The sequence below is a fragment of the Methylosinus sp. LW4 genome, assembly GCF_000379125.1.
In the GTDB taxonomy this organism is placed as follows: Bacteria; Pseudomonadota; Alphaproteobacteria; order Rhizobiales; family Beijerinckiaceae; genus Methylosinus.
In genome coordinates, this window is record NZ_KB900626.1 from 335,675 (window position 1) to 358,223 (window position 22,549).

The following is a 22,549-nucleotide window of genomic DNA, read 5'->3' on the forward strand; positions in this document are numbered from 1 at the left end:
CGAGCCGGGCCCGAGCAGCGGGATCGGGGGAGCCGAACGTCTCGAAATAGGCGTCGATAATGTCCGCGACGCTATGAAAAGACAGCGCGTGACAATCGCGGACGCAGCAGAGAACGCAGCGATCCGAGCAATCGTGTCGATCTTGGGAAGGCGTCTCTCCGCCGCCGAGGCAGGATACATCGAATGAAGGCGTCGTGGCGACGCCCGGAGCGGGGTCGGCGTGGGCGAAGTGCCGATGCGCCGCGGCGAGTGCGCCGACGCTCTGAAAGAGCATCAGCAGCGCGACAATGCTTCCGAGCAGCCGATGCGCGGAACGCGATTGAAGACCCGCCACCCTCATTCTTGCGCTCTCCGTTCGAGAGGATTCATCCGCGACGCGAACGCCCGCGACGCCGCGAACCCGTCGAATGGCGCCGAGGCGACCCGCGAGTGGCCGCTCCTCGAGCCTTACGTAAATTAACTGCCTGTGTTGAAACTAAGTTGCGGCGGGCAATTTGAAAAAAATCTCGAAAAAGGCCAAGATTTGGTTCGACCTGTGACATAAGCGCCACAGGGCGCGCTCGCCGACCCTCGATCCTTGCCCGGCTGCGACGGACCGGAGATGAAGGACGCTCGATGCATATTCTGATCGTGGAAGACAATGTCGACCTGGCGACCAAGCTGGCCGAGCAGGTGACGAGTTGCGGGTTCGATGTCGATCGCGCCGGTTCGATAAGAGAAGCGCGCGAAATCATCGACTCTCGCGATTTCGCGCTCGTCGTGCTGGATCGAAGGCTGCCCGATGGCGACGGCATCGGCCTCGTGCCGGAGATTCGACGATTGCGGCCGCGGATGCGCGTTTTGATGCTGACGGCGCTCGACGATGAGGAAGAGATGGTCGCCGGGCTCGACGCCGGCGCCGACGACTATCTGACCAAGCCATATAATCCAAAAGAGCTGACGGCGCGCATTCGAGCCAATCTGCGTCGTCTGGATGGCGATCGTAGCCCATCGATCCGATTAGGGGAGCTATCGTTTGCGCCGGACAGTCGGGAGGTCGCGGTGCGCGGCGAGGCGATCGTTTTGCAGAGGCGGGAGCTCGATCTTCTCGAGACGCTGATGCGAAAGCCGGGGCGGGTGGCGCTGCGCGATCGGCTCCTCGAAGATTTCTACGGCGACAAGGACGAGTTGCATGTGAATAATTTGAATGTCGTTGTCTCGCATCTGAGGCGACGACTGAAGGAGTGTGGGGCCGGAGTCGAAATTCACGCCGCCCGCGGCATCGGCTATTTCATCGCAAAGTCCAGCGCATGATCGCGACGCGCTCTCTCGCGCTCCGTTTGGCGGCGTTCTTGGTGGCTGGCCAGTTCATTTCTTACGCGCTGACGCTCACGGGCCATTTGGCGCTCGTCATGTCTGGAGCCTTGTCTGCTCCAGAGGAATCGTGGAACGATTTCGGCCAGGAGGAGGCGCTTCAGCTGATCGAAAAGTCATTGGCGATCGGGGCGGATGGCGCCGCGCATATCGAGCCGACAGTCGAGTTGCGCGACCTCGAGCTTCGAACCCCTACGCTGAAATTTGCGGCTTTCGATCCAAAGACCAACGCCGCCTTGCCGGGATCGTCGCATGATCTCGTGGTCGCGCTCGGAGGCCGGGATCGCACGACGACGCTGTTCTATCAGTTCCGCATCTCTGGAGAGGTCGAGGACGATCTGCGCGGCGTCGAACAATTGGTTGCGACGCCATTCGGAAAATACTCTATCGCCGCTTAAGGATATCGTTTTGCGTGGAAGCAGGTGGTTCTCGACCTGTATCGAGACATCGTGAGAGTCTTCAAGCAAATGATTCCGATGTTTTGCGTTACGGTCGCCGTCGGCTGGATCACGCTGCGGCGCGGATTGCAGCCCTTGCGCAAGGCCGCGGATCAGGCGCGAGGAATCGACGCCGAGTCGCTCAATCAGCGGCTCCCGGAAAGCGACATGCCGAACGAGGTCGCCCCTTTCGTGGTCGCGATAAATGACGCGCTGGCGCGAGTCGACGCCGGAGTCGCGCGGCAGCGCCGCTTCAACGCCAATGCCGCGCATGAATTGCGGACGCCGATCGCCATATTGGTGGCGTGTGTGGAGACGATGCGCGACGACGCGAGCTCCCGCGAGCTGCGACGTCATCTCGACCATTTGCAAAATATCGTCGAGCAATTGCTCATATCGGCGCGTCTTTCTGGAAGGACGCCGAAGAGCGAGGCGCCGCTCGATTTCGCAGCGCTCGTTCTGGCGAAGGTCGCGGACTATACGCCCCTCATAATGGAAAACGAACGCGCGATCGCCTTCGAGGGACCTTCGACCGGCGTCATGGTCCGGGGCGATCGTCGCGCTTTGGAGAGCGTCGTCGCCAATCTGATCGACAATGCATTGCGGGCCGAACCGAAAGGCGGAACCGTGCAGGTGCGCCTGACTTCTGAAGCGACTCTGGAGGTGATCGATCACGGCGAAGGCGTCGCGGAATCGGATCGGAGCATGATTTTCGAACCCTTCTGGCGAAAAAGCGAGGCGACGCCCGGAACCGGCTTGGGGCTCGCCATCGTCAAGGAAATTGTGGAATTTCAGGGCGGCAAGATCTCCGTCGATGAGACGCTGGGCGGCGGAGCGACATTTTCAGTGGCCTTTCAAAGGTAGCTCGTCCATGTCGACGCGCGCTGGAGGCCAGATGCCGTAATGAGGACGCGGGGCCCGCTGGCGAAGAACTGCCTCTTGTTTCCCTGCGCTGTGGCGAGCTGAACCTTTGTGGGAGGCTGGTCATCGAGGCATAGCTACGGTGACGAGATTGTCGAAATTCCCGAGGCGCCGCGCTGATCTTGATCCATTGCCGGAAGGTCGATGAGCGGGGATCGCGGAGGCCGAACCGGCGTGTCCAACTGTCGTCGGCAGCAAATATACTATTGAGAATACGCTCGGCGCCGGAGGCTAGGCCTATCTCGGCGGTCCGAGCCCAACTAGACTAGAGGCGCCCCGCGCCTACGCGCGGATGGAGCCCAGAAGCCGTTCTCGCGATGCACGCGCGCCCTAAGCCGGGATGGAGGTTTCCCCGCCGGTGTCCCCGGCAGGTTCGTCCCGGCGAAGCATTCGCCTAAGTGGGATAAGATGGTGGGCGCACAAGGGCTCGAACCTTGGACCCGCTGATTAAGAGTCAGCTGCTCTACCAACTGAGCTATGCGCCCGTCCGTCGCTTCGGCTTGCGCTGAATGAGCGGAACGAGGTGGCAAATACCCAATGACGCCGCTCATGTCCAGCTCTGAAAAGAAAAAATCGTCACATTTCTGTTTCGATCTCTCTTCGCCTCACGGCCGCCATTCCGGCGCGGGCTCGGCAGCCGTCGCCTCCTCATGCGCCGCTGTCTCCTTGGCGGCCGCCAGCGCGCGCAGGGCCGCCGTCACGCCTTCCTTGGTGGCGGAGGACAGCAGCAGCAGGGGAGGGCGCTCTGTGGCCCCCGTAGGGCCGGCGGAGGCCATTGCGCGTTTGAGCCGCTCTTTCTGCTTCTTCAAATGCTCGGGCTCGGCGGCGTCGATTTTCGACAGCGCGACGATCTCACGTTTCTCGTCGAGCTCGGCGCCATAGGCCGCGAGCTCGCGGCGGACGATCTTGTAATCCTTGCCGGCGTGCTCGCCGGTGGCGTCCACGAGATGCAGCAGCGCGCGGCAGCGCTCGACATGGCCGAGGAAACGGTCGCCGAGCCCGTGGCCGTCGTGCGCGCCCTCTATGAGGCCGGGAATGTCGGCGAGCACGAATTCGCGATCGTCCACTCGCACCACGCCGAGGCCCGGATGCAAAGTGGTGAAGGGATAATCGGCGATCTTGGGCTTGGCGGCGCTGACCGTCGCCAGAAAGGTCGATTTGCCGGCGTTGGGCAGGCCGATCAGCCCGGCGTCGGCGATCAGCTTCAGCCGCAGAATCAGCGTGCGCTCTACCCCCTCCAGGCCGGGATTGGCGCGGCGCGGGGCGCGATTGGTCGAGGTGGTGAAATGCAGATTTCCGAAGCCGCCATTGCCGCCGCGCGCGATGATGGCGGTCTGCCCGACTTCGGTCAGATCGGCGATCAGCGTCTCGCCATCCTCCTCGAGGATCTGCGTGCCGGCGGGCACTTTCAGCACGGCGTCGGCGCCCTTGGCGCCATGACGGTTCTTGCCCATGCCATGGACGCCGGTCTTGGCCTTGAAATGCTGCTGGTAGCGATAGTCGATGAGCGTGTTGAGCCCGTCGACGCAGACCGCCACCACATCGCCGCCGCGGCCGCCGTCGCCGCCGTCCGGCCCGCCGAACTCGATGAATTTCTCGCGACGGAAGGAGACGCAGCCGGCTCCGCCATCGCCCGAGCGCACGTAGATTTTCGCCTGATCCAGGAATTTCATGGCTGTTTCGAACTCATGTCGCTTGCAGCTTCGGACGCTTGGCGCCGAAGCTCGTCGGAATGGCGCCGCGCCGCAGGTCGAAAAGCTCCACATCGACCTCGCCGCCGCGCGCCGGCGCCGGGAATTTGCCCTGGCCCGCGCGGGTGAAGCCCAGCTTCTCATGCACCCGCAGCGAGGCGGCGTTGCTCGGCAGCGCGCTGGAGACGATTCGCTCCAGCCCCGTCATGCCGAACACCATGTCGATGAAGGCGCCCGCCGCTTCGCTCATCAATCCGCGCCCCCAATAGGGCCGTCCCAGCCAGAAGCCGATCATGCCCGCCCCGCGCGCATTCGCCCCATGCACGCCGATCACGCCGATCGCCTCGTCCGCCTGGCGCTTCTGCGTCAAGGCGAGGGTGAGGCCGGCGCCGCTGGCGTTCTCGGCGCGCGCGGCGAGAATGAAGCCTTCCGCGTGATAGGCCTCATATGGGTGCGGAATCCGCGCCGTCTTCAGGGCGACCTCGGGATCGCCGGCCAGACGGCAGATCGAGCCCTGGTCGGCGGCGCGCGGCCAGCGCAGCCACAGCCGCGAGGTCTCCAATCTGAAAATATCGTCGCGGGCAATTTCGGGAAACATCCGAGGCTCCATGGCGGCCGATGCGAAAAAGGGCCGAAAAAAAGACGAAGGGGAAGCGGGCGTTCCGCTTCCCCTATCGACCCTTTGAGGCCTTTTTTCGGATTTTGCGCCTGGAGCGTCGCCTTAATGGCGGTCGCTCGAGGACCAAATCCGCCGGGGATCGAAACGCCGGCGGAAGGTCCTCGCAGATCCTCCGCCTATTCGGCGGCTGCGGCCGCCGGCTCGACGACCGATACCGAAGCGCGGCCGCCGCTGGATTTGAACAGGACCACGCCGTCGACGAGAGCGAACAGCGTGTGATCCTTGCCGATGCCGACATTGCGGCCGGGATGCCATTTCGTGCCGCGCTGGCGCACGATGATGTTGCCGCTGATCACGGCCTCGCCGCCGAACTTCTTCACGCCGAGACGGCGACCGTCGGAGTCGCGACCGTTGCGCGACGAGCCGCCCGCTTTCTTGTGAGCCATTGTTCCTGCTCCTCGAATTTCACGCCGAGCCGGCGCTCGCCGCTCGGGGGGCCGCGCAGGGCGGCCGCTGAATTGGTGCGCGCGCCGGACGCGCGGCGCGCTTGGCTTCTTCTATACGCCGCCGGGCGGCGTCACGCCAATTCTCAGGCGCCGGCCTCGATGCCGGTGATGCGCACGATCGTCAGATCCTGACGATGGCCGCGCTTGCGCTTGGAGTTCTGGCGGCGGCGCTTCTTGAAGGCCAGCGTCTTGGGGCTGCGGGCCTGCTCGGCGATCTCGCCGGTGACGCTCGCACCCGCGACCAGCGGCGCGCCGATCTTGGCGGAGCCCTCGGCGCCGACGAACAGCACCTCGTCGAAGGTGATCTTGTCGCCCGCCACGCCCTCAAGGGCCATGACGGTTATCGTGTCTCCGGCGGTGACGCTATATTGCTTCCCGCCGGTCTTGATGACTGCGAACATCTCTTTTTCCTGTGTTCGTCCCGGCTCTGGCGACGATGCGCCGGCCGGCTTTTTTGCAGTAGACCGGTTTTCGCTCCGCTCCTCGCGCCGAAGCGTCGACGCAAAAAGAAAATCGCGGCGAAACCGCCGCGACGAAGCGGGAAAGCCCTAGACGGGCGCGGCGTCTTTGTCAATCGCCGTTCGGGGCGCCGATTCGGCCGCCGCCTCGATCTTCTGCCGCTCATAGGCGGAGATGATCGACTGCACCATGGGGCCGAAGCGCTCGGCCAGCTCGGCGCAGCGCGTGGAATTGATGAGCTCCACGCCGCGGCGCTCGCTGCGGATGAGCCCGGCCTCCCGCAAAATGCGAAAATGCTGGGAAAGCGTCGATTTGGCGAGCGGCGCCTGGTCGAGGACATTTAAAAATTGCGAGCAGTTCTGCGCGCATTCCGACGCCGCCAGCCGGGTGAATATCTGCATCCGCACAGGGTCGGCCAGGGCGTAGAGAATCCCTTCGACTGTGATCTCTTCCGACCGCGGATGGTGGAGCTTCCTCATGCGTCACACTAGCACGATTGACATTCATTCAGTAGTTCCGTATTCCTGAACTAATGAATTTAGCGCGAAAGGAGCGCGAGAATGGGTCGTCTTTCAGGAAAAATCGCGGTCGTCACCGGCGGCAATAGCGGCATAGGCCTCGCCACGGCGGAGCTTTTCGCCAAGGAGGGCGCGCAGGTCGTCGTCACCGGCCGGCGGAAGGCGGAGCTCGACGCCGCGGTCGCGCGCATCGGCTCCGGCGTCGTCGGCGTGCAGGGGGATGTTTCGTCGCTCGCCGATCTCGATCGGCTCTTTGCCGAGGTGAAGCAGCGCTTCGGTCGCATCGACATTCTCTTCGCCAACGCCGGCGTCGTCCGTCTCGCGCCGATCGAGCAGGTGGACGAGGCCTTCTTCGATCATATGTTCGACATCAACGTCAAAGGCCTGCTGTTCACCGTGCAGAAGGCGCTGCCGCTGTTTTCGGACGGCGGCGCGATCGTGCTCAACTCATCGATCGCCAATACGGTCGGCACGCCCGGCTTCGGCGTCTATTCGGCGACCAAAGCGGCGGTGCGCTCTTTCGCCCGCACCTGGACGGCCGAGCTGAAAGCCCGCAAGATTCGCGTCAATGTGGTGAGCCCCGGCCCGATCGAGACGCCGATCTTCGACACGATGGGCCTCTCCGAGCAGCAGCACGACGAATTGGCGGGGCAATTGGCGACCAGCGTTCCGCTCGGACGCTTCGGCAAGGCGGAGGAAGTGGCGGAGGCTGTACTGTTCCTCGCCTCCGATGCGAGCAGCTATGTCGCCGGCGTCGATCTCTATGTCGATGGCGGGATGGTGGCGGTCTGATCGACGAGCGGAGGACGAGGCGATGTCGGAGCTCGACGGAAAAATCGCCGTTGTCACCGGCGGCGCGAGCGGCATAGGGCTCGCGACCGCCGCGCTCTTCATCGAGCGCGGCGCGGAGGTCATCGTGACGGGGCGTCGTGCACGCGAGCTGGAGGAGGCCGTCGCGCGACTCGGTGCGAAAGCGCATGGCGTCTGCGGCGACGTCTCGAAGCTCGCCGATCTCGATGCGCTCTATGCAGAGGTCGCTCGAAAATTCGGTCGCATCGATATTTTGTTCGCCAATGCGGCGATCGCGGAATTCGCGCCGATCGGCGCGGTTTCCGAGGAGCATTTCGACCGGCTGTTCGACATAAATGTGAAGGGCCTGCTGTTCACCGTGCAAAAGGCGCTGCCGCTGCTGGTCGAGGGCGGCGCGATCATTCTAGATTCCTCGAACGCCAGTGTCGAGGGAACTCCGGCCTTCGGCGTCTATTCGGCGGGCAAGGCCGCCGTCCGTTCCTTCGCGCGCAGTTGGACGAAGGAACTCGCGCATCGCCGAATTCGCGTCAATGTCGTCAGTCCAGGCGCGACGGAGACGCCGATCTACGGCAAGCTAGGTCTGACGGAGGATCAAGTCGCCGAGCTGCGTGCATATCTGACGACGCGTACCCCCTTGGGGCGCATCGGCAGGCCGGAGGAGGTCGCGCAGGCTGTGCTGTTCCTCGCGACCAATGGTTATGTCGCCGGCGCCGATCTCCTCGTGGATGGCGGCATGTCGAGCGTCTGAGCATCACTTTCGTAGCGGAGCGCCGAGCCGTTTCCCGGCGCTCCGTCTTGGATTTTGCTTCACGCGCCGAGATCGCGCCGGATCTCGTCATTGGCTCGGGCGAGATGACGCTCGACAGTGCGCAGGGACACGCCGACGCGCGCCGCGATCTCGGCGCTGGTCAGATGCTCGAGGCGTTTCAGCAGAAGTATCTCCCGATAGAGCGGCGGCAGCCGCTCCAGCGCGGCGCGCAGCTTTTGAAATTCCATGAGCGTGGCGATCGCGTCGCCGGAATTCGACATCTCCGCCTGATCGGCGTCGCGCGCGGCGTCCTCGGCGTAGCGCGAACGGATGCGATTCCGGCGCATGGCGTCGACCGAGAGATTGGCGGCGATGCGGAAGAGATAGGCGCGCGGGCTCTCGAGCTTGGCGACATCGACGCGCTGCAGCGCGTGGAGATAAATGTCCTGCACAATATCTTCCGACTCTTGCATGCCGACGCGGCGACGCGCGAAGCGGCGCAGCGCCGGCGCATAATCCTGATAGAGCGCGCCGAGGGCTTTGTCCGGGGCGGTCATCGCACGCCCTCCTGCGTCCCGATGTCAGAAAGTCTCGCGGTGCGGCCGCGCGTGGATTTCAGTCTCGGCATTGGAAAATCCCTTCATCGAGGGCGAGGCTCCGTCGAGCCGCCGATGTCTTGGAAAAAAAGCGAAGTCGGGCGCTGCGTGCGACGAGCGTCGCGCGCGACAAATCTCTGACCGCGCGTTCGGCTCGCGGCGCGACATGTCGGGCCTCGGCGAGCGGCGATGCGCGAAGGGAATCGAGAATGAACGGTAGATGGAGATCAGATCGCGGCGGGCGGCCCGCGCGCGACGAAGAGAAGATGCGCGATCAGCAGGCGCGACCGCGCATCGCCCGGACGGCGCGTCGGCGTCGGCTTCGACCAGGGGACGAGATACGCTGAGGCGAACGCCGTTTCGAGCCAAGACGCGTCATGCGATGCGCAGCCGAACATGCAGCAATCGAGCGTTCGGCAATGACGATCTAGAGGCGCGTCGCTCTTTTCCGTCGCGCTCGACGCGCAGGTCGAAGCCAGAGCGTCATGCTCCGGCCGCGGCGCGGGGACGAGCGCGAACAGCGATTGAAAGACGAGAATGCAGAGCAGCATCGCGATATTTCGCGAAGCGCGGCGAGACAGGAACAATCGGCCGAAGATACGCTGCATATCGACGAAACTAGCATCGACGCCGCGGAAATACAACTAATACGTGTATTCAGAATTATTACAATCTCGTGTCGTCGGAGCCCGACGCATTTTGCGGGCTCCGCAGGGCGAGGGACGGATGTTTCATCCGAATGGATCGATCGGAAGTCGTATCAGGCGGCGCGCCAATGTCCTGCATCCGCGAGGAAGGCGCCGATCGACTCGGCGATATAGGCGATATGCGCTTCGCCGAGGCCGGGATAGACGCCGACCCAGAAAGTGCGGCGCATGATGGCGTCGGTGGCGGAGAGCGCGCCGGCGATGCGATGCGGGCGGTCCTTCATATAAGGCTGGCGCAAGAGATTGCCGCCGAACAGCAGCCGCGAGCCGATGCGCTTCTCGGCGAGATGCTGCAGCAGCGCCTCGCGTCCAAAAGGCGCATTTTCGCGCAGCGTCAGCGCGAAGCCGAACCAGGAGGGATCGCTGCGCGGCGTCGCCTCGGGCAGCAGGAAGATATCCTCATAGGGACGCAGCGCTTCCTTCAGCAGCGCGAAATTGCGCTTGCGCGCCGCGATGAAGGCCGGCAGGCGCTCCATCTGCGCCAGAGCGACGGCGGCCTGCATATCGGTGATCTTCAGATTATAGCCGAGATGCTGATAGACATATTTGTGATCATAGCCGAAGGGCAGATCGCCCGACTGCCACTCATAGCGCTTCTTGCAAGTGTCGTCCTTGCCCGGCGCGCACCAGCAATCGCGGCCCCAGTCGCGGAAGGATTCGACGCTGCGGCGCAGAACCGAGCGCGAGGTGAAGACGGCGCCGCCTTCGCCCATTGTGATGTGATGCGCCGGGTAGAAGCTCAGCGTGCCGATGTCGCCGAATGTGCCGACCTGGCGCCCGTCATAGAGCGAGCCGAGCGCGTCGCAGCAATCCTCGACCAGCCACAGGCCATATTTTTCGGCGATGCGCGTCACCTCGGCGAGATCGAAAGGATTGCCGAGCGTATGGGCGATCATTATGGCGCGCGTGCGCGGCGAGATCGCCGCCTCTATGAGATCGGCGCGGATATTGTAGGTCGGTATGTCGACATCGACGAAAACCGGCGTCATCCCATTCTGCAAAATGGGATTGAGCGTCGTCGGAAAGCCGGCGGCGACGGTGATGACCTCGTCGCCGGGCTGAAGCGCGCGCTCCTTCAGCAGCGGCGAGGTCAGCGCGGTGAGCGCCAGAAGATTGGCCGAGGAGCCGGAATTGGCGGTCAGCGCATGGCGGACGCCGATGAACGTCTCCAGAGCCTTCTCGAAAGCATCGTTGAAGCGCCCGGTGGTGAGCCAGAAGTCGAGCGCCGAATCGACGAGCGTCTGCATCTCGCGCGCGCCATAGACCTTGCCGGACACCGGAACGGCGGAGGCGCCGGGGCGAAACTCCGGCGTCGCATGGGCGATCTCGGCGTAGCGGCCGACGAGCGCCAAAATCTGCGCGCGCAGCGCTTCTTTCTCATCCGCCGTCTCGGCGGGGGCTTGCAGGGCGGCGGCTGCGGGCGGGGTCATCTCATTGCTCCGGGCGTGCGCGCGCCGCGCTCGGCGGCGTCCATGCGTCTCTCATAGGCGTCGATCTGGGCGAGCGATGTGGTCGCCACATCCTCGCCCTGGCGGCGGCGCGATTCCCAATCGACGATCGCCTCCAGCGCCTCGAAAATCGACCATTGCGGGCGCCAGCCGAGCCGGCTGCGCGCCTTGGCGGAATCGAGCTTCAGCAAATGCGCCTCATGCGGCTCGTCGCCGCCGCTCTTCGTCCAGCCGGCGCCCTCGCCATAGGCGCGGCAGAGCGCATCGGCGATCTCTCCCACCGTGCGTTCGCCGGCGGGATCGGGACCGAAATTCCAGGCCTCCGCGAAGGGCGCGCCATCGCTCCACAGACGCTCGGCGAGCGTCAGATAGCCGGCGAGCGGCTCGAGCACATGCTGCCAGGGACGCACCGCGCGCGGAAAGCGTATTTGCGCCGTCTCGCCGCGCTCCAGCGCGCGCAAAATATCCGGCACGAGCCGATCCGCCGCCCAATCGCCGCCGCCGATGACATTTCCGGCGCGGGCCGTGGCCAGCGCCGCTCCGCGCGAGGGATGCTCGGTCGTCGCGAAATAGGAATTGCGGAAGGAGGCGGCGACGAGCTCCGCGCAGCCTTTGCTGGCGCTATAGGGGTCGAAGCCGCCCATCGCCTCATTCTCGCGATAGGCCCAGGGCCATTCGCGATTCTCATAGCATTTGTCGCTGGTGACGATGACGATGGCGCGCGCCGAGGGCGCGCCGCGCAGCGCCTCCAGCAGATGCGCCGTGCCGAGCGCATTGACCGCGAAGGTCTCGATCGGATTGGCGTAGGAGTAGCGGACGAGCGGCTGCGCCGCGAGATGGAAGACGATCTGCGGCTCGAGCTCCCGCACGGCGCGCGTCAGCCGCTCGGCGTCGCGAATATCGCCGATGACGCTTTCCATCTTCTGGTCGAGGCGCGCGAGCGCGAAAAGGCTGGGCTCGGTCGGCGGCGCGAGCGCATAGCCCGCGACATTCGCGCCGAGCCGCATGAGCCATAAGGAGAGCCAGCCGCCCTTGAAGCCGGTGTGTCCGGTGACGAGGACGCGCTTGCCGGCCCAAAATTGCGGCGTCATCGGGCGTTCGCCGATTGTGGAAGAGCGAGCCTGAAGGCTCGCGGTCCAAGCGGCGCCCTGGACCGCGAGCCTTCAGGCTCGCCTCGATCGCCGCGAACTCTGCTCACGCCCAGACCTTCCAGGGCGCCTCGCCGCCGCTCCACAATTGCTCGAGGAAACGCTTGTCGCGCAGCGTGTCCATGCATTGCCAGAAGCCGTCGTGGCGATAGGCGCGCAGCTGTCCGTCAGCGGCGATGCGGGTCAGTGGCTGCTGCTCGAGCGCGGTGGAGTCGCCGTCGATATAGTCGAGCGCCTTCTTCCACATCACGAAGAAGCCGCCATTGATCCAGCCGCCGTCGCCGCGCGGCTTTTCATCGAAAGAGAGAATGTCGTCGCCATCCATTGTGACAGCGCCGAAGCGGCCCGGCGGACGCACAACGGTCATGGTCGCGAGGCGGCCATGGGCGCGGTGATAGTCGATCTCGCCCGCTATATCGATATCGGCGACGCCGTCGCCATAGGTGAGGCAGAAAGGCTCGTTGTCGGGCAGATAATCGGCGATGCGCTTCAGGCGCCCGCCCGTCATTGTCTCTATGCCTGTGTCGACCAGCGTGATGCGCCAGGGCTCGGCCATCTTGTTGTGGACGATGGTCTTGTTTTCGGCGAGGTCGAAGGTGACGTCGCTCATATGCAGGAAATAGTTGGTGAAATAGTCCTTGATGAAATAGCCTTTGTAGCCGAGGCAGACGACGAACTCGTTTACCCCGTGCTGCGAGTAGATCTTCATTATATGCCACAGGATCGGCTTGCCGCCGATCTCGATCATGGGCTTGGGGCGATTGTCGGTCTCCTCGCTGAGGCGCGTGCCGAGACCGCCTGCGAATATTACGGCCTTCACGCGCGGTCTCCTCGAGAATGCGAGGGCGCTCCTCGGCGAATCGGGACGCGCCATCCACGCAGTCTAGCCTCGCGCCTTACGCGAGGCTGTCGCGCGGCGAGATCGGCCTCCGGGGCGGCGTCCTTGCGTCCTTCCGTGCGCGGGCGCACATTATTTTCCATTATGGCGGGCGAGAAGGCCGCTCGGCGATCGACGTCGATTTGCGAGAGGCCCGAGACGCTCGGATCGTCCTCCTTCGATTTGCGGGGCGATCGAAGCGGTATTGGAGTGATCGTTTTTTCAATCGGGGGCGGGGGCCGCGAATGCGTTGGTGTATTTGCAAATCGCACGGCATTATCGACTATCGTTCCGCGGACGCTCCGCCGGCGCGCAAGCCGGACGAGGTTCGAATTTCCGAATCCGTCGGCCTCGGCGGCGTCAATTCCTATTCGGACGTGCTGAAGATTCAGCAGCTTCTCGACAAGATTCCGAAGATCAACGGCGGTCCCGCGCCGCTATTGGCGACAGACGGAATATGCGGGCCGCTGACGCGTGGCGCCATTCTCGACTTCCAGAAGAAGCAGTTCCCGGCAAATCCGCAATTCCATGACGGCTGGCGCCCGGATGGGCGCGTCGATCCAGGAAAATGGACGATCGACAAGATGAATGTCATCGCCAATTGGGGGAGCCGAACCGATTTGCTGGAGATCGCGCGGAAACAGGCTCCGCTCGCGCGAGCGCGGGTGATGAACGCGCTCCACCGTCTTTCGGTCGTGCGGTCCTCCTACGCATTGCCGAGCCCGCTATTCTCCAATGCGCAGCTGAAACGCGAAGCGGATTGGCATTTCAAATTCCACAAATCGGCCTATCCATTGGACGATATCGACGCGGTGTCGACGATCTACCAGCGAATGAACGCCGCCTTGAGTAAATTCATCGCCGGCAGCTTCCCGCTCTTCCAATTGTCGGACCACTATCGCGAGGACGCTCTCGCTTATGCGCATGTCGGCGGATATTCCTTCAGCATCGCAGAAATCGAAACCGGCGAGCAGGGCGCCTATATCTATGTCGCCAACGAGCGGTTCGGCAGCCTCCCGGTCATCATTCACGAGCTGGGCCACTATTGCGGCGGCCGTTTCAAATCCGGGCGCGAGATCGACCACGTCAGCACGCCGCATCCCAAGCCCAATGGCGCGGCGCGCGAAGCGGGAAAGCACGACTACCGGCGCATGACGCCGGAGGAAGCGCTGAAAAATGTCTATAGCTATCAGGTCTACGCTCTGCCGGAGATGGGCTATGGCCCGCCCGAGTCGGGCGTGATCTGAGCGCGGCGACCGGAACCCGCGGCGCGGCAGGGCGGGCGTCAGGGTTAATTGCCCCTTAACCCCGCCTGCCTACCCTCGGCCGTCACGTCAGCCGAGCGCGCCCTTTTTCGGCGCGCTTCGCTGCATTTCTAAATCGCCGCACGAGTAGGCTCATTCGTCATGATGCGCAGCAACGCATTCCGTCACGTTTCCGAGCCGGTGCGCGAGTTCACGGCGCGCCGAGCCGCGGAGCTCGCCGGCGCGGCGCTGATAGCGGCCTCGGTCGCGGCGGCTCTGGCGCTGGTCTCCTGGTCGGCGCGCGACCCCTCCTTCAATCACGCGACCACCGGGCGGGTGCGCAATCTGCTCGGCTCCGGCGGCGCGGTCGCCGCCGATATATTGATGCAGCTGTTCGGCCTCGCGGCGATCGCGGCGATATTGCCGATCGCCGCGCAGGGCCTGCGGCTCGTCACCCAGCGCGCGCTGCATCGGCCGCTGCTGCGCTTCGGCTTGTGGATCATCGGCGCGCTCGCGGCGGCGGCGGTCGTCTCGCTCCTGCCCGTCACCGACCGTTGGCCGCTGCCCACCGGGCTCGGCGGCGTGCTCGGCGACGCCGTGCTGGCGCTGCCGCGCCGCTTCTTCGGCGATTCGGCGGCGGCCATGGCGCTGGTGGCGCTGGTCGGCGCCGGAACCGCCATTCTCGCCCTCACCGGCGCCGCCGGCTTCGGCTTCGAGGCCGCCGCATCCGCCCATGGCGAGGACGAGCCCGCGGGGCGCCGAATCGATGAGGAGGAAGAGGATGACGAGCCCGGCGTCGCCATCGTCTCGCTCGGCGCGCTCATTCACGCCGGCCTCACCATAAAGACGCTGGTGACGCGTCGTTTCGCCGCGCTGCTGGCGCGCCGTAGTAAGCCGGTCGAGATCGAGGAGCCCTCCGGCCCGCCTTTGCTCTCCGCCCGCCGCGAGCCGGTCTTCGACGCTTTCTCCTTCGTCCCGCCGCCGGCGCCCGCGCGCGCCGCCGCGGCCGCCGCCGCGCCGCGCGAGGAGGATTACGACGAGCCGCCGCCGGCCTCCGCCCGCGTGATGGAGCCCGCCGGCCCGCTGAAGCAGGGCAAGCGCGTGATGCGCGAGCGTCAGCCGACCTTGTTCGAGAGCCGCAACGAATCTCTGCGCTATGAGCTGCCGCCGCTGCTGCTGCTGAGCGAGCCGAAGAAGCAGGCCGCGGCCGCCAAAATCTCGCAGGATGCGCTGGAGCAGAACGCCCGCCTGCTGGAGGGCGTGCTCGAGGATTTCGGCGTCAAGGGCGAGATCATCAATGTGCGTCCCGGCCCGGTGGTCACGCTCTATGAGCTGGAGCCCGCGCCCGGCATCAAATCCTCGCGCGTCATCGGCCTCGCCGACGATATCGCCCGCTCCATGTCGGCGGTCTCGGCGCGCGTCGCCGTCGTCTCCGGCCGCAACGCCATCGGCATAGAGCTGCCCAACCATCGCCGCGAGACGGTCTTCCTGCGCGAGCTTCTCGCCTGCGAGGATTTCGAGAAGACCAAGCATCGCCTCGCCATTGCGCTCGGCAAGACGATCGGCGGCGAGCCGGTCATCGTCGATCTCGCGCGCATGCCGCATCTTCTCGTCGCCGGCACGACCGGCTCCGGCAAATCGGTCGCCATCAACACGATGATTCTGTCGCTGCTCTACCGGATGAAGCCGGAAGAGTGCCGCCTCATCATGGTCGATCCGAAAATGCTCGAGCTTTCGGTCTATGACAACATCCCCCATCTGCTGACGCCCGTCGTCACCGACCCCAAAAAAGCGGTGGTGGCCCTCAAATGGGCGGTGCGCGAGATGGAGGACCGCTACAAGAAAATGTCCAAGCTCGGCGTGCGCAATATCGAAGGCTTCAACCAGCGCGTCGTCGAGGCGCAGGCCAAGGGCGAGGTCATCACCCGCACGGTGCAGACCGGCTTCGATCGCGAGACCGGCGAGGCGATTTTCGAGCGCGAGGAGATGGAGCTGCATCCGCTGCCCTTCATCGTCGTCATCGTCGACGAGATGGCGGATCTGATGCTGGTCGCCGGCAAGGATATCGAAGGCGCGATCCAGCGCCTCGCGCAAATGGCGCGCGCGGCCGGCATTCATCTCATCATGGCGACGCAGCGTCCCTCGGTCGATGTCATCACCGGCACGATCAAGGCGAATTTCCCGACGCGCATCTCCTTCCAGGTGACGTCGAAAATCGACAGCCGCACCATTTTGGGGGAGCAGGGCGCCGAGCAGCTCTTGGGGCAGGGCGACATGCTCTATATGGCTGGCGGCGGCCGCATCTCGCGCGTGCACGGGCCTTTCGTCTCGGATGTCGAGGTGGAGAAGATCGTCGCGCATTTGAAGACGCAAGGGCAGCCGCAATATCTCGACGCCATCACCACGGAGGACGAGCTCTCCGAGGAGGCCGCGGAGAGCGCCGCGCCGGGCTCCATGGATGCGGAGGAGGGCGCCGATCTCTACGACCGCGCCGTGGCGATCGTGCTGCGCGACCGCAAATGCTCGACGAGCTACATTCAGCGGCGCTTGTCGATCGGCTACAACAAGGCCGCCTCGCTGGTCGAGCAGATGGAGCGCGAAGGCGTGGTGGGCCAAGCCAATCACGCCGGCAAGCGCGAGATTCTCGTCGGCGGCGGGATAGATCGCGGGGCGTTCGACATAGACGCTGCTTGAGGGATTTCGGCGAACGTGGGGGTGAAGCTTTCCTCATCTCGAGGAACCCGCGAAGCGGGCGTCTCGAAGCACGAGGAAGCCTTCACTTGCGCCGTCTGGAACTCCCCTCGCGCTTCGAGACGCTCATCGTACGAGCTGTCGGCCCATAGCGATCATTTCTGCGGGAAGGTTCGTCGCGACGATTCGCACGCTCAGCACGGCGCCTTGCGCGGGCACGATCCGAACCCAGCTCTGCGCGCCGACTTTCAGCGTCTCGACGGCCGCTCCGGCGGCGACCTCTATGTCGATATAGGTTCCGACGCCTGTCGCTCCCGCGTGCCAGGCGTAGACGCCCTCGCCATAATGCGCCGCCGCTCCCTTCGAGAGCCGTAGCGCGCCTTCCATCTCGATGCGCGCATAGCTGACGCCCTTCAGCTCCGAAGTGATGGAATGTCGGAAGATTTTCGGCGAAGTCAGCAATTCCACTGTTCTGACCGGATTTTTGCCCTGAAGATCGACCGCCGTCTTCGCGAGGCGAACGACTGCCGGATGCGACGCGATTTTCTCCGCCGCCTTGCGGGCGGCCCGCTTCGCCAGGAGCTTGAGGAGAACTCGGCCGCCGCCGGTCGCGAGCTTGACCAGTCCGTAGCCCGCTATGACATAGCTCAGCGGGTCTTCCGAAACGAGGCCGGGCTCGCTGCCGCCATAGCCTCGGATCGCCAGTATTTGGCCCTCTGGGTCGATCAGCAGCTCGAAATAATTCGGCCCCAGATTGTTGTAGCGGGCGAACGGGCCCCAATCGCCCGCATTCGGATAGTCCTCCTCCACATAGGCGATATCGTGATCCAATATCGCCTGGAGCTCACGCACGCGCTCCTCGCGGTCGTTCTGCGTGGCGAAATTTCGTCGAACGATGATGTTCTCGACCGGCACGATCCCGTAATGCCCGATCACCGGATAGGCGGCGAATTTGCCGACGATCGGATAGTCGTAAGCATAGAAGGGCGATCGATCGACGACCGGCGCGAGCGACATCGTCGTGCTGCGGTTGGCGAAGAGGAGGCTGTAGCGCTTCTCCCACCTCGTCGCGAAATCCTCGAATTTCGTGCTCGGCGAACGATAGAGGTCCAAAGGCCGCAGTTGCGATGGAAGCAGCTGAAAGCCCTGGACGGAATTTTGAAAAGGCACGCGGGACCGGCCGCCATGGGCGTTGTCGCCCACGGTCACCCATTCCTGCCGGGCCCATAAGGTCGCGTCGAGCAGGCTGCGACTGGCAATGGCTTCGTAATCCATGAAATTCTCCGGCGGCAATAGGAGCATTCTCGTTTTGGCGGCATTGTCTCGCGTCGATGCGTCGCCGACTGTGCGCCAGCGCACGCTCGCGCATGGACGGCGGCCCGTTGCCGAACGTCAGGGCGACGCAATCGTGCTCGGCGAATATGATCCAACATTAGCCATATCGCCGTCCTAGTGAGGATGGCGGACGGCTTCCGATCAGCCGCGCCGAAATCGTCCCGGAGCACAAATTCCCGTGAAATCGCCTCTCGCCGCCGCGCTGGTCCTCTCCCTTCTCGCCGCCTCCGGCGCCCAGGCCGTGGAGCCGAAGAAAAAGCCGCAACCGGCGCCGGCCGCCAAGGCTCAGGCGGGCAAGCCTGCGGCGGCCGCCAAGGGCAAGCTGGGCGCGGCCGACGCCAAGGCGAAGCCGGCGGCCGATACCAAAGCGGCTCAGGCCAAGCCTGGCGACGCCAAAACGATTCCCCCCGCCGCGCCCAAGCCGTCCGCGCCCGCCGCCGACGCCGCCAAAGCGGCAGTGGGCGCCGCCGCCGTGGGCGGAGCCGCGGCCGCTGTCGCAGTGGCGGCGCAGCCGCAGGCGCCGCTCACTCGTGACGAGGCGATCAAGCGCGCCGAGGCCTCGCTGAACTCCTCGCCCGTCATGACGGCCGATTTCGTGCAGATCGGCGGCGACGGCCGCAGGGCGGAGGGCAAGCTCTATGTGCATAAGGTCGGGCGCATGCGCTTCGAATATGCGCAGCCGGCCACGATGGAGGTCGTCTCCGACGGCGTGCAGGTCGCCGTGCGCGACCGCAAGCTCAACACGCAGGACCTCTATTTCATCAATCAGACGCCGCTGAAATTCCTGCTCAACGAGAAAGTCGATCTGCAAAAGGACGTGAAGCTCGTCGATGTCGTGATCGACGACGCCGGCGCCTCCATCTCGATAGAAGACAAGGCGACCTTCGGCGGCACATCGAAGATCAAGCTGATCTTCGATTCCAAGACCTTCCTGCTCAAGCAATGGCAGGTCTCCGACCCGCAGGGCTATGAGACCTTGGTGTCGCTGTTCAACATCGACCGCAGCAGCGCGCCGGACGCCAATCTGTTCAAGATCGACAAGGGCTCGCTGCTCGATTTTCATTAGCGTTTCCAGCCGAAGCGGACGCCGGTTCGGCGTTGGAAACGCGTCGCAACAAAGAGCGAGCGAGCCCTCGTGAGGCTCACGCCGCTTTCAGCGTCGCCATATCGATGACGAAGCGATATTTCACATCGCTCTTCACCATGCGGGCGTAAGCCGTCTCGATCTCCTGCATGGCGATCGTTTCTATATCGGCGACAATGCCCTTCTCGGCGCAGAAATCGAGCATCTCCTGCGTCTCCTTGATGCCGCCGATCAGCGAGCCGGCGATCTGCCGCCGCTTGAAGATCAGCCCGCCCGCCGAGGGCGAGGGATGCGGCGTCTCCGGCACGCCCACGAGAGTCAGCACGCCGTCGCGTTTCAGCAGAGCCACATAGGCGTCGAGATCGTGAGAGACGGCGACCGTGTCGAGGATGAAATCGAGGCTGCCGACGCGCGCCGCCATGGCGTCCGCGTCCCGAGAGACGACGACCTCATCGGCGCCGAGCGCGAGAGCGGCCTCCCGCTTGCCCGGCGAGGTGGTGAAGGCGACGACATGCGCGCCCAGCGCATGGGCGAGCTTCACGCCCATATGGCCGAGCCCGCCAATGCCGACGACGCCGACCTTCTTGCCCGGCCCGGCGCCCCAATGCTTGAGCGGCGACCATGTGGTGATGCCGGCGCAGAGCAGCGGCGCCACGGCGGCGAGCTGCGCCTCCTCGTGACGAATGGCGAGCACGAAATGCTCATCGACGACGATGGCCGTCGAATAGCCGCCGTAAGTGTTCTCGCCGGAGCCGTCGAGCGCGCCATTGTAAGTGGCGACAAAGCCATGCTCGCAATATTGCTCGAGCCCATCGTCGCAGGAGACGCAGCGGCGGCAGCTGTCGACCATGCAGCCGACGGCGGCGATGTCTCCCACTTTGAACCGTGTCGCCTCAGCGCCGACGGCGGTCACGCGGCCGACGATCTCATGGCCCGGCACGCAAGGGTAACGCGTGCCCGGCCATTCGCTGCGCGCCGTATGCAGATCGGAATGGCAGACGCCGCAAAAGAGAATGTCGATCGCGACATCCCGCGGTCCCGGCGCGCGGCGCTCGATGGAGAAGGGCGCGAAAGGCGCCGTGGCGGATTGGACCGCATAGGCCTTGGTGGGCATGGGTGGGCCTCGGGAATTTCAGAAGGGGATGGCGAGAGCGCGTCGCTTCGACGAAGCGGCATTCATATCATGAAGTTGCCGCCTCGTCACCGGATTCGCAGTGAGGCGCGAACGCGCCATCGCCCAGGTCCGCTCCAGGACCAGAACTGTCGTTCGCGACGGTCGGGTCGTGGTCCAGCGTAGGCAGGCGCCGTAATTAGTCTTTCACATGGACCTGTCTTTCATGGGCGTTGCCTCGGTGCGTCGAATGATCAATGATGCGGTGGCGCATAATTTGAGTTTGAGCTTTCTTGGCGAACCAGGGTGACGGCGATGTCACGGTTGGGCGGACCCAATCTATTTCGGTTTTTCGCGGCGATGGCGATTCTCATCGGCGCGACGAATTTTGCTTACGCTCCTCCGATGCGATTTTCGGCTCCTCGAGTGGAACCGCGCCCTATGGAGGCCCCGGGACGCAATGAGTCGCACTCCGACAAAGAGACACGCGTTGACGGGGGCGAGGTCGGCGGAAAGACGAGCGCCTATTCGCTGCGTAGCGGTCTCACGGAGAGCCAGTATCGTGGTCTGCTGGATATTCTCGCGGATGCGCCTCAATGGTCACGCCTCGAAATATCCAAATGGGTTTGGGGCGGAAAGCCGGTAGAGACGAAAGAATTATTTCGCTTCCTGAACATGTTCGGCAACCTTCTGCCCACTCCCGAACTCGCGATTTTTCTCGATCCGGGCGAGTTCGGTGCGCTGCGCATCAAGATCATCGACGCCTGGGGCGGACGGCCGCGCTATGCCGAAGTGCCGTCAGACAAAACGCTTTTAGAGGGTTTTCTGGAAAGCTATCGTGGGAAAACGCTTCTACTCGTTGGACATGTGGAAGGGACTGCCTTCGTCAAGCAGGGGGCCGACGAAAACTCAAGAGGGTCGTATGAGGTTTCGGACCTCGTCGAGAAGGCGCGCGCGCATGATGTTCTTCTCGTTTCCATCGGCTGCAGGACCGGCGATGTCGGCGCGCCGATCGGCTTCGTGGATAATATTCAAACAGACCAGGTCGCAAGTTTCCTGAGAACTCTTCCCGAATCGAATGCGACCTTTGGCGATTTGCTGTTCGCCCTACAAACGATAGCGCCGTTGCGGATCGATTTGGCGGCCGTCGGCGACATGCTCGAGCTTGTGCTCACTGGGCCAGGCAATCGGGAGCCCGGGGTGCGCGCCGAGATTCCCCTCTCGACTTTCTCGTCCAGCAGCGCTTCATCAGGTCCGTCGCAGTTTCAAACATTCGAAGAGTTCCAACAAGCGATCGAAAATCGAGCCGCGCAGTACCTCATGCATGATCTGCCGTGGGGTTGGATCGCGTTCGCCGGCTTCGCCATCCTGACCGTCGGCGGATACTTTGATGAGATCCCGTCGCGCAAATGGTTCTTCGTCACGAAATTGCGCACTGAATGGGCCAAGCTCATAAAAACAACGGCTCTAGGATGCGCGTGGGTCGGCATGGCGATCATGTTGGTCTCGGCGGTCTATTTGTTTGCCGTCGATTGGCTCGGCGGGGCCGTGATCGCCACTGCGCTCATCGCATTATTCTATATCGGAGCTTGGACCAAAAGCAGCCGTATAGCGCGCGTCGACTCCGGCATCAGCGAGTAGATTTCCATGGCTTACGAAAATCTTATTGGGCTTCTCGAACTCTCGGATCCGGATGCGCTAGCCGCGCTACGAAAACGGCATCCCGACGCTGGCGCTTTGTTGTCCAGCTCCCGAGCCCTCGGAGGAGCGGAGGCGAAGACCATAGTGGATCGCGCTGCGCTGGTCGACATTATTCTCACGACTTCTGAGAATGTGAATACTAACGCGGAGCGGCTCGCTCGCGAAATTTATGAGAGAATGAAATTGGTTTCGAAAGTGACGTTTTTCGGCGCTTTGGTAGCGACTTTATCCGGGGGATTGGGCGCGCTGCTGGCGGCGCTCGGCGTCGCCAGCCAATGGATCGGCGTCGTCGCGCCGCTTGCGAGCATGCTCGGAGGCGCCACGAGCCTTCTCGCCAATCAGCTCGAGCGGTCCCCCAGCGGCGTTCGGATCGCCGCATGGACCGAATATAGCAAGCTCTTGGAGATGATGTCGCAAATCGAATTGATTCGAATACAGATAAATCGTGACGATATTCTTCGAGTCCCGGACGAGCGCCTCGCATCCATGGCCGAGCAGATGGATGCGCTCGCCCTGAAAATACATCGGTTGCAATGGTTATGAAA

23 protein-coding genes and 1 tRNA gene are annotated in these 22,549 nt (G+C 63.9%); 11 read left to right on the plus strand and 13 right to left on the minus strand.

Annotation, left to right across the window (positions count from 1 at the left end):
* Positions 1–615: 615 nt before the first annotated feature.
* The 3 genes from METLW4_RS0101620 (at position 616) to METLW4_RS26185 (ending at position 2,654) form a co-directional block, all read left to right on the plus strand.
* The gene (locus tag METLW4_RS0101620) at positions 616–1,293 is read left to right on the plus strand and encodes a response regulator transcription factor (RefSeq protein ID WP_018264455.1); all 678 of its coding nucleotides are present in this window, start codon (positions 616–618) and stop codon (positions 1,291–1,293) included.
* A 41-nt stretch (positions 1,294–1,334) separates the two neighbouring features.
* A complete protein-coding gene (locus METLW4_RS26180) occupies positions 1,335–1,751 on the plus strand; it encodes a hypothetical protein (protein ID WP_198290159.1) in 417 nt (138 codons plus the stop codon).
* Positions 1,752–1,820: 69 nt separating this feature from the next.
* Entirely contained in the window at positions 1,821–2,654 is an 834-nt protein-coding gene (locus METLW4_RS26185; RefSeq protein WP_018264457.1) for a sensor histidine kinase, read from the plus strand.
* 466 nt (positions 2,655–3,120) lie between these two features.
* Here METLW4_RS26185 and METLW4_RS0101630 read toward each other — a convergent pair.
* From METLW4_RS0101630 to METLW4_RS0101655, 6 genes are all read right to left on the minus strand, one after another.
* Positions 3,121–3,196 (minus strand) — tRNA-Lys (locus METLW4_RS0101630).
* Positions 3,197–3,316: 120 nt separating this feature from the next.
* Entirely contained in the window at positions 3,317–4,384 is a 1,068-nt protein-coding gene (obgE, locus tag METLW4_RS0101635; RefSeq protein ID WP_018264458.1) for a GTPase ObgE, read from the minus strand.
* A gap of 13 nt (positions 4,385–4,397) precedes the next feature.
* Positions 4,398–5,000: a GNAT family N-acetyltransferase gene (locus tag METLW4_RS0101640; RefSeq protein WP_018264459.1), complete on the minus strand. Its 603-nt coding sequence runs from the start codon at positions 4,998–5,000 to the stop codon at positions 4,398–4,400.
* A 197-nt stretch (positions 5,001–5,197) separates the two neighbouring features.
* A complete protein-coding gene (gene rpmA / locus METLW4_RS0101645) occupies positions 5,198–5,467 on the minus strand; it encodes a 50S ribosomal protein L27 (RefSeq protein ID WP_018264460.1) in 270 nt (89 codons plus the stop codon).
* A gap of 143 nt (positions 5,468–5,610) precedes the next feature.
* Positions 5,611–5,928: a 50S ribosomal protein L21 gene (rplU, locus tag METLW4_RS0101650; protein ID WP_018264461.1), complete on the minus strand. Its 318-nt coding sequence runs from the start codon at positions 5,926–5,928 to the stop codon at positions 5,611–5,613.
* 147 nt (positions 5,929–6,075) lie between these two features.
* Positions 6,076–6,465, minus strand: coding sequence for an ArsR/SmtB family transcription factor (locus tag METLW4_RS0101655; protein ID WP_026191168.1), 390 nt, complete (start codon positions 6,463–6,465; stop codon positions 6,076–6,078).
* Positions 6,466–6,546: 81 nt separating this feature from the next.
* Between METLW4_RS0101655 and METLW4_RS0101660 the strand changes: the two genes are divergently transcribed.
* Complete coding sequence (locus tag METLW4_RS0101660) at positions 6,547–7,296, plus strand: glucose 1-dehydrogenase (RefSeq protein ID WP_018264463.1); 750 nt, start codon at positions 6,547–6,549, stop codon at positions 7,294–7,296.
* Positions 7,297–7,318: 22 nt separating this feature from the next.
* Complete coding sequence (locus tag METLW4_RS0101665) at positions 7,319–8,062, plus strand: glucose 1-dehydrogenase (protein WP_018264464.1); 744 nt, start codon at positions 7,319–7,321, stop codon at positions 8,060–8,062.
* Between the two features lie 59 nt (positions 8,063–8,121).
* Here METLW4_RS0101665 and METLW4_RS23635 read toward each other — a convergent pair whose 3' ends face one another.
* From METLW4_RS23635 to rfbF, 5 genes are all read right to left on the minus strand, one after another.
* The gene (locus METLW4_RS23635; protein WP_018264465.1) at positions 8,122–8,619 is read right to left on the minus strand and encodes an RNA polymerase sigma factor; all 498 of its coding nucleotides are present in this window, start codon (positions 8,617–8,619) and stop codon (positions 8,122–8,124) included.
* A gap of 266 nt (positions 8,620–8,885) precedes the next feature.
* The gene (locus METLW4_RS0101680; RefSeq protein ID WP_157234766.1) at positions 8,886–9,209 is read right to left on the minus strand and encodes a hypothetical protein; all 324 of its coding nucleotides are present in this window, start codon (positions 9,207–9,209) and stop codon (positions 8,886–8,888) included.
* A gap of 209 nt (positions 9,210–9,418) precedes the next feature.
* Positions 9,419–10,795 carry a lipopolysaccharide biosynthesis protein RfbH gene (gene rfbH / locus METLW4_RS0101685; protein ID WP_018264468.1) on the minus strand — a complete coding sequence of 459 codons (1,377 nt, stop codon included), beginning with the start codon at positions 10,793–10,795 and terminating at the stop codon, positions 9,419–9,421.
* Positions 10,792–11,904 (minus strand): CDP-glucose 4,6-dehydratase, encoded by a 1,113-nt coding sequence (gene rfbG, locus METLW4_RS0101690; protein ID WP_018264469.1) that lies wholly within the window; start codon positions 11,902–11,904, stop codon positions 10,792–10,794. Before rfbG ends, rfbH begins: the two co-directional genes overlap by 4 nt.
* A 103-nt stretch (positions 11,905–12,007) precedes the next feature.
* On the minus strand, positions 12,008–12,781 hold the full coding sequence (gene rfbF, locus METLW4_RS0101695; protein WP_026191170.1) for a glucose-1-phosphate cytidylyltransferase: 774 nt from the start codon (positions 12,779–12,781) through the stop codon (positions 12,008–12,010).
* A gap of 302 nt (positions 12,782–13,083) precedes the next feature.
* Here rfbF and METLW4_RS0101700 point away from each other — a divergent pair, with 302 nt between their 5' ends.
* Positions 13,084–14,085 (plus strand): peptidoglycan-binding domain-containing protein, encoded by a 1,002-nt coding sequence (locus METLW4_RS0101700; RefSeq protein WP_018264471.1) that lies wholly within the window; start codon positions 13,084–13,086, stop codon positions 14,083–14,085.
* 159 nt (positions 14,086–14,244) lie between these two features.
* The gene (locus tag METLW4_RS0101705; RefSeq protein ID WP_018264472.1) at positions 14,245–16,776 is read left to right on the plus strand and encodes an FtsK/SpoIIIE family DNA translocase; all 2,532 of its coding nucleotides are present in this window, start codon (positions 14,245–14,247) and stop codon (positions 16,774–16,776) included.
* Between the two features lie 123 nt (positions 16,777–16,899).
* On the opposite strand, the gene METLW4_RS0101710 is transcribed toward METLW4_RS0101705, so the two are convergent.
* Entirely contained in the window at positions 16,900–18,048 is a 1,149-nt protein-coding gene (locus METLW4_RS0101710; RefSeq protein ID WP_157234768.1) for a hypothetical protein, read from the minus strand.
* Here METLW4_RS0101710 and METLW4_RS0101715 point away from each other — a divergent pair.
* Both METLW4_RS0101715 and METLW4_RS0101720 read left to right on the plus strand, forming a co-directional pair.
* A complete protein-coding gene (locus METLW4_RS0101715) occupies positions 18,047–18,226 on the plus strand; it encodes a hypothetical protein (RefSeq protein WP_018264474.1) in 180 nt (59 codons plus the stop codon). The two genes, METLW4_RS0101710 and METLW4_RS0101715, sit on opposite strands and share 2 nt — an antisense overlap.
* Before the next feature lie 60 nt (positions 18,227–18,286).
* Positions 18,287–19,174, plus strand: coding sequence for a LolA family protein (locus tag METLW4_RS0101720; protein WP_018264475.1), 888 nt, complete (start codon positions 18,287–18,289; stop codon positions 19,172–19,174).
* A gap of 76 nt (positions 19,175–19,250) precedes the next feature.
* Here the strand turns inward: METLW4_RS0101720 and METLW4_RS0101725 are convergent, their stop codons facing one another.
* Positions 19,251–20,306: an NAD(P)-dependent alcohol dehydrogenase gene (locus METLW4_RS0101725; protein ID WP_018264476.1), complete on the minus strand. Its 1,056-nt coding sequence runs from the start codon at positions 20,304–20,306 to the stop codon at positions 19,251–19,253.
* A gap of 357 nt (positions 20,307–20,663) precedes the next feature.
* Here METLW4_RS0101725 and METLW4_RS0101730 point away from each other — a divergent pair, with 357 nt between their 5' ends.
* Complete coding sequence (locus METLW4_RS0101730; RefSeq protein WP_157234770.1) at positions 20,664–21,944, plus strand: hypothetical protein; 1,281 nt, start codon at positions 20,664–20,666, stop codon at positions 21,942–21,944.
* A 6-nt stretch (positions 21,945–21,950) separates the two neighbouring features.
* A complete protein-coding gene (locus tag METLW4_RS0101735; protein ID WP_157234772.1) occupies positions 21,951–22,547 on the plus strand; it encodes a hypothetical protein in 597 nt (198 codons plus the stop codon).
* The last annotated feature ends 2 nt before the right edge of the window (positions 22,548–22,549 follow it).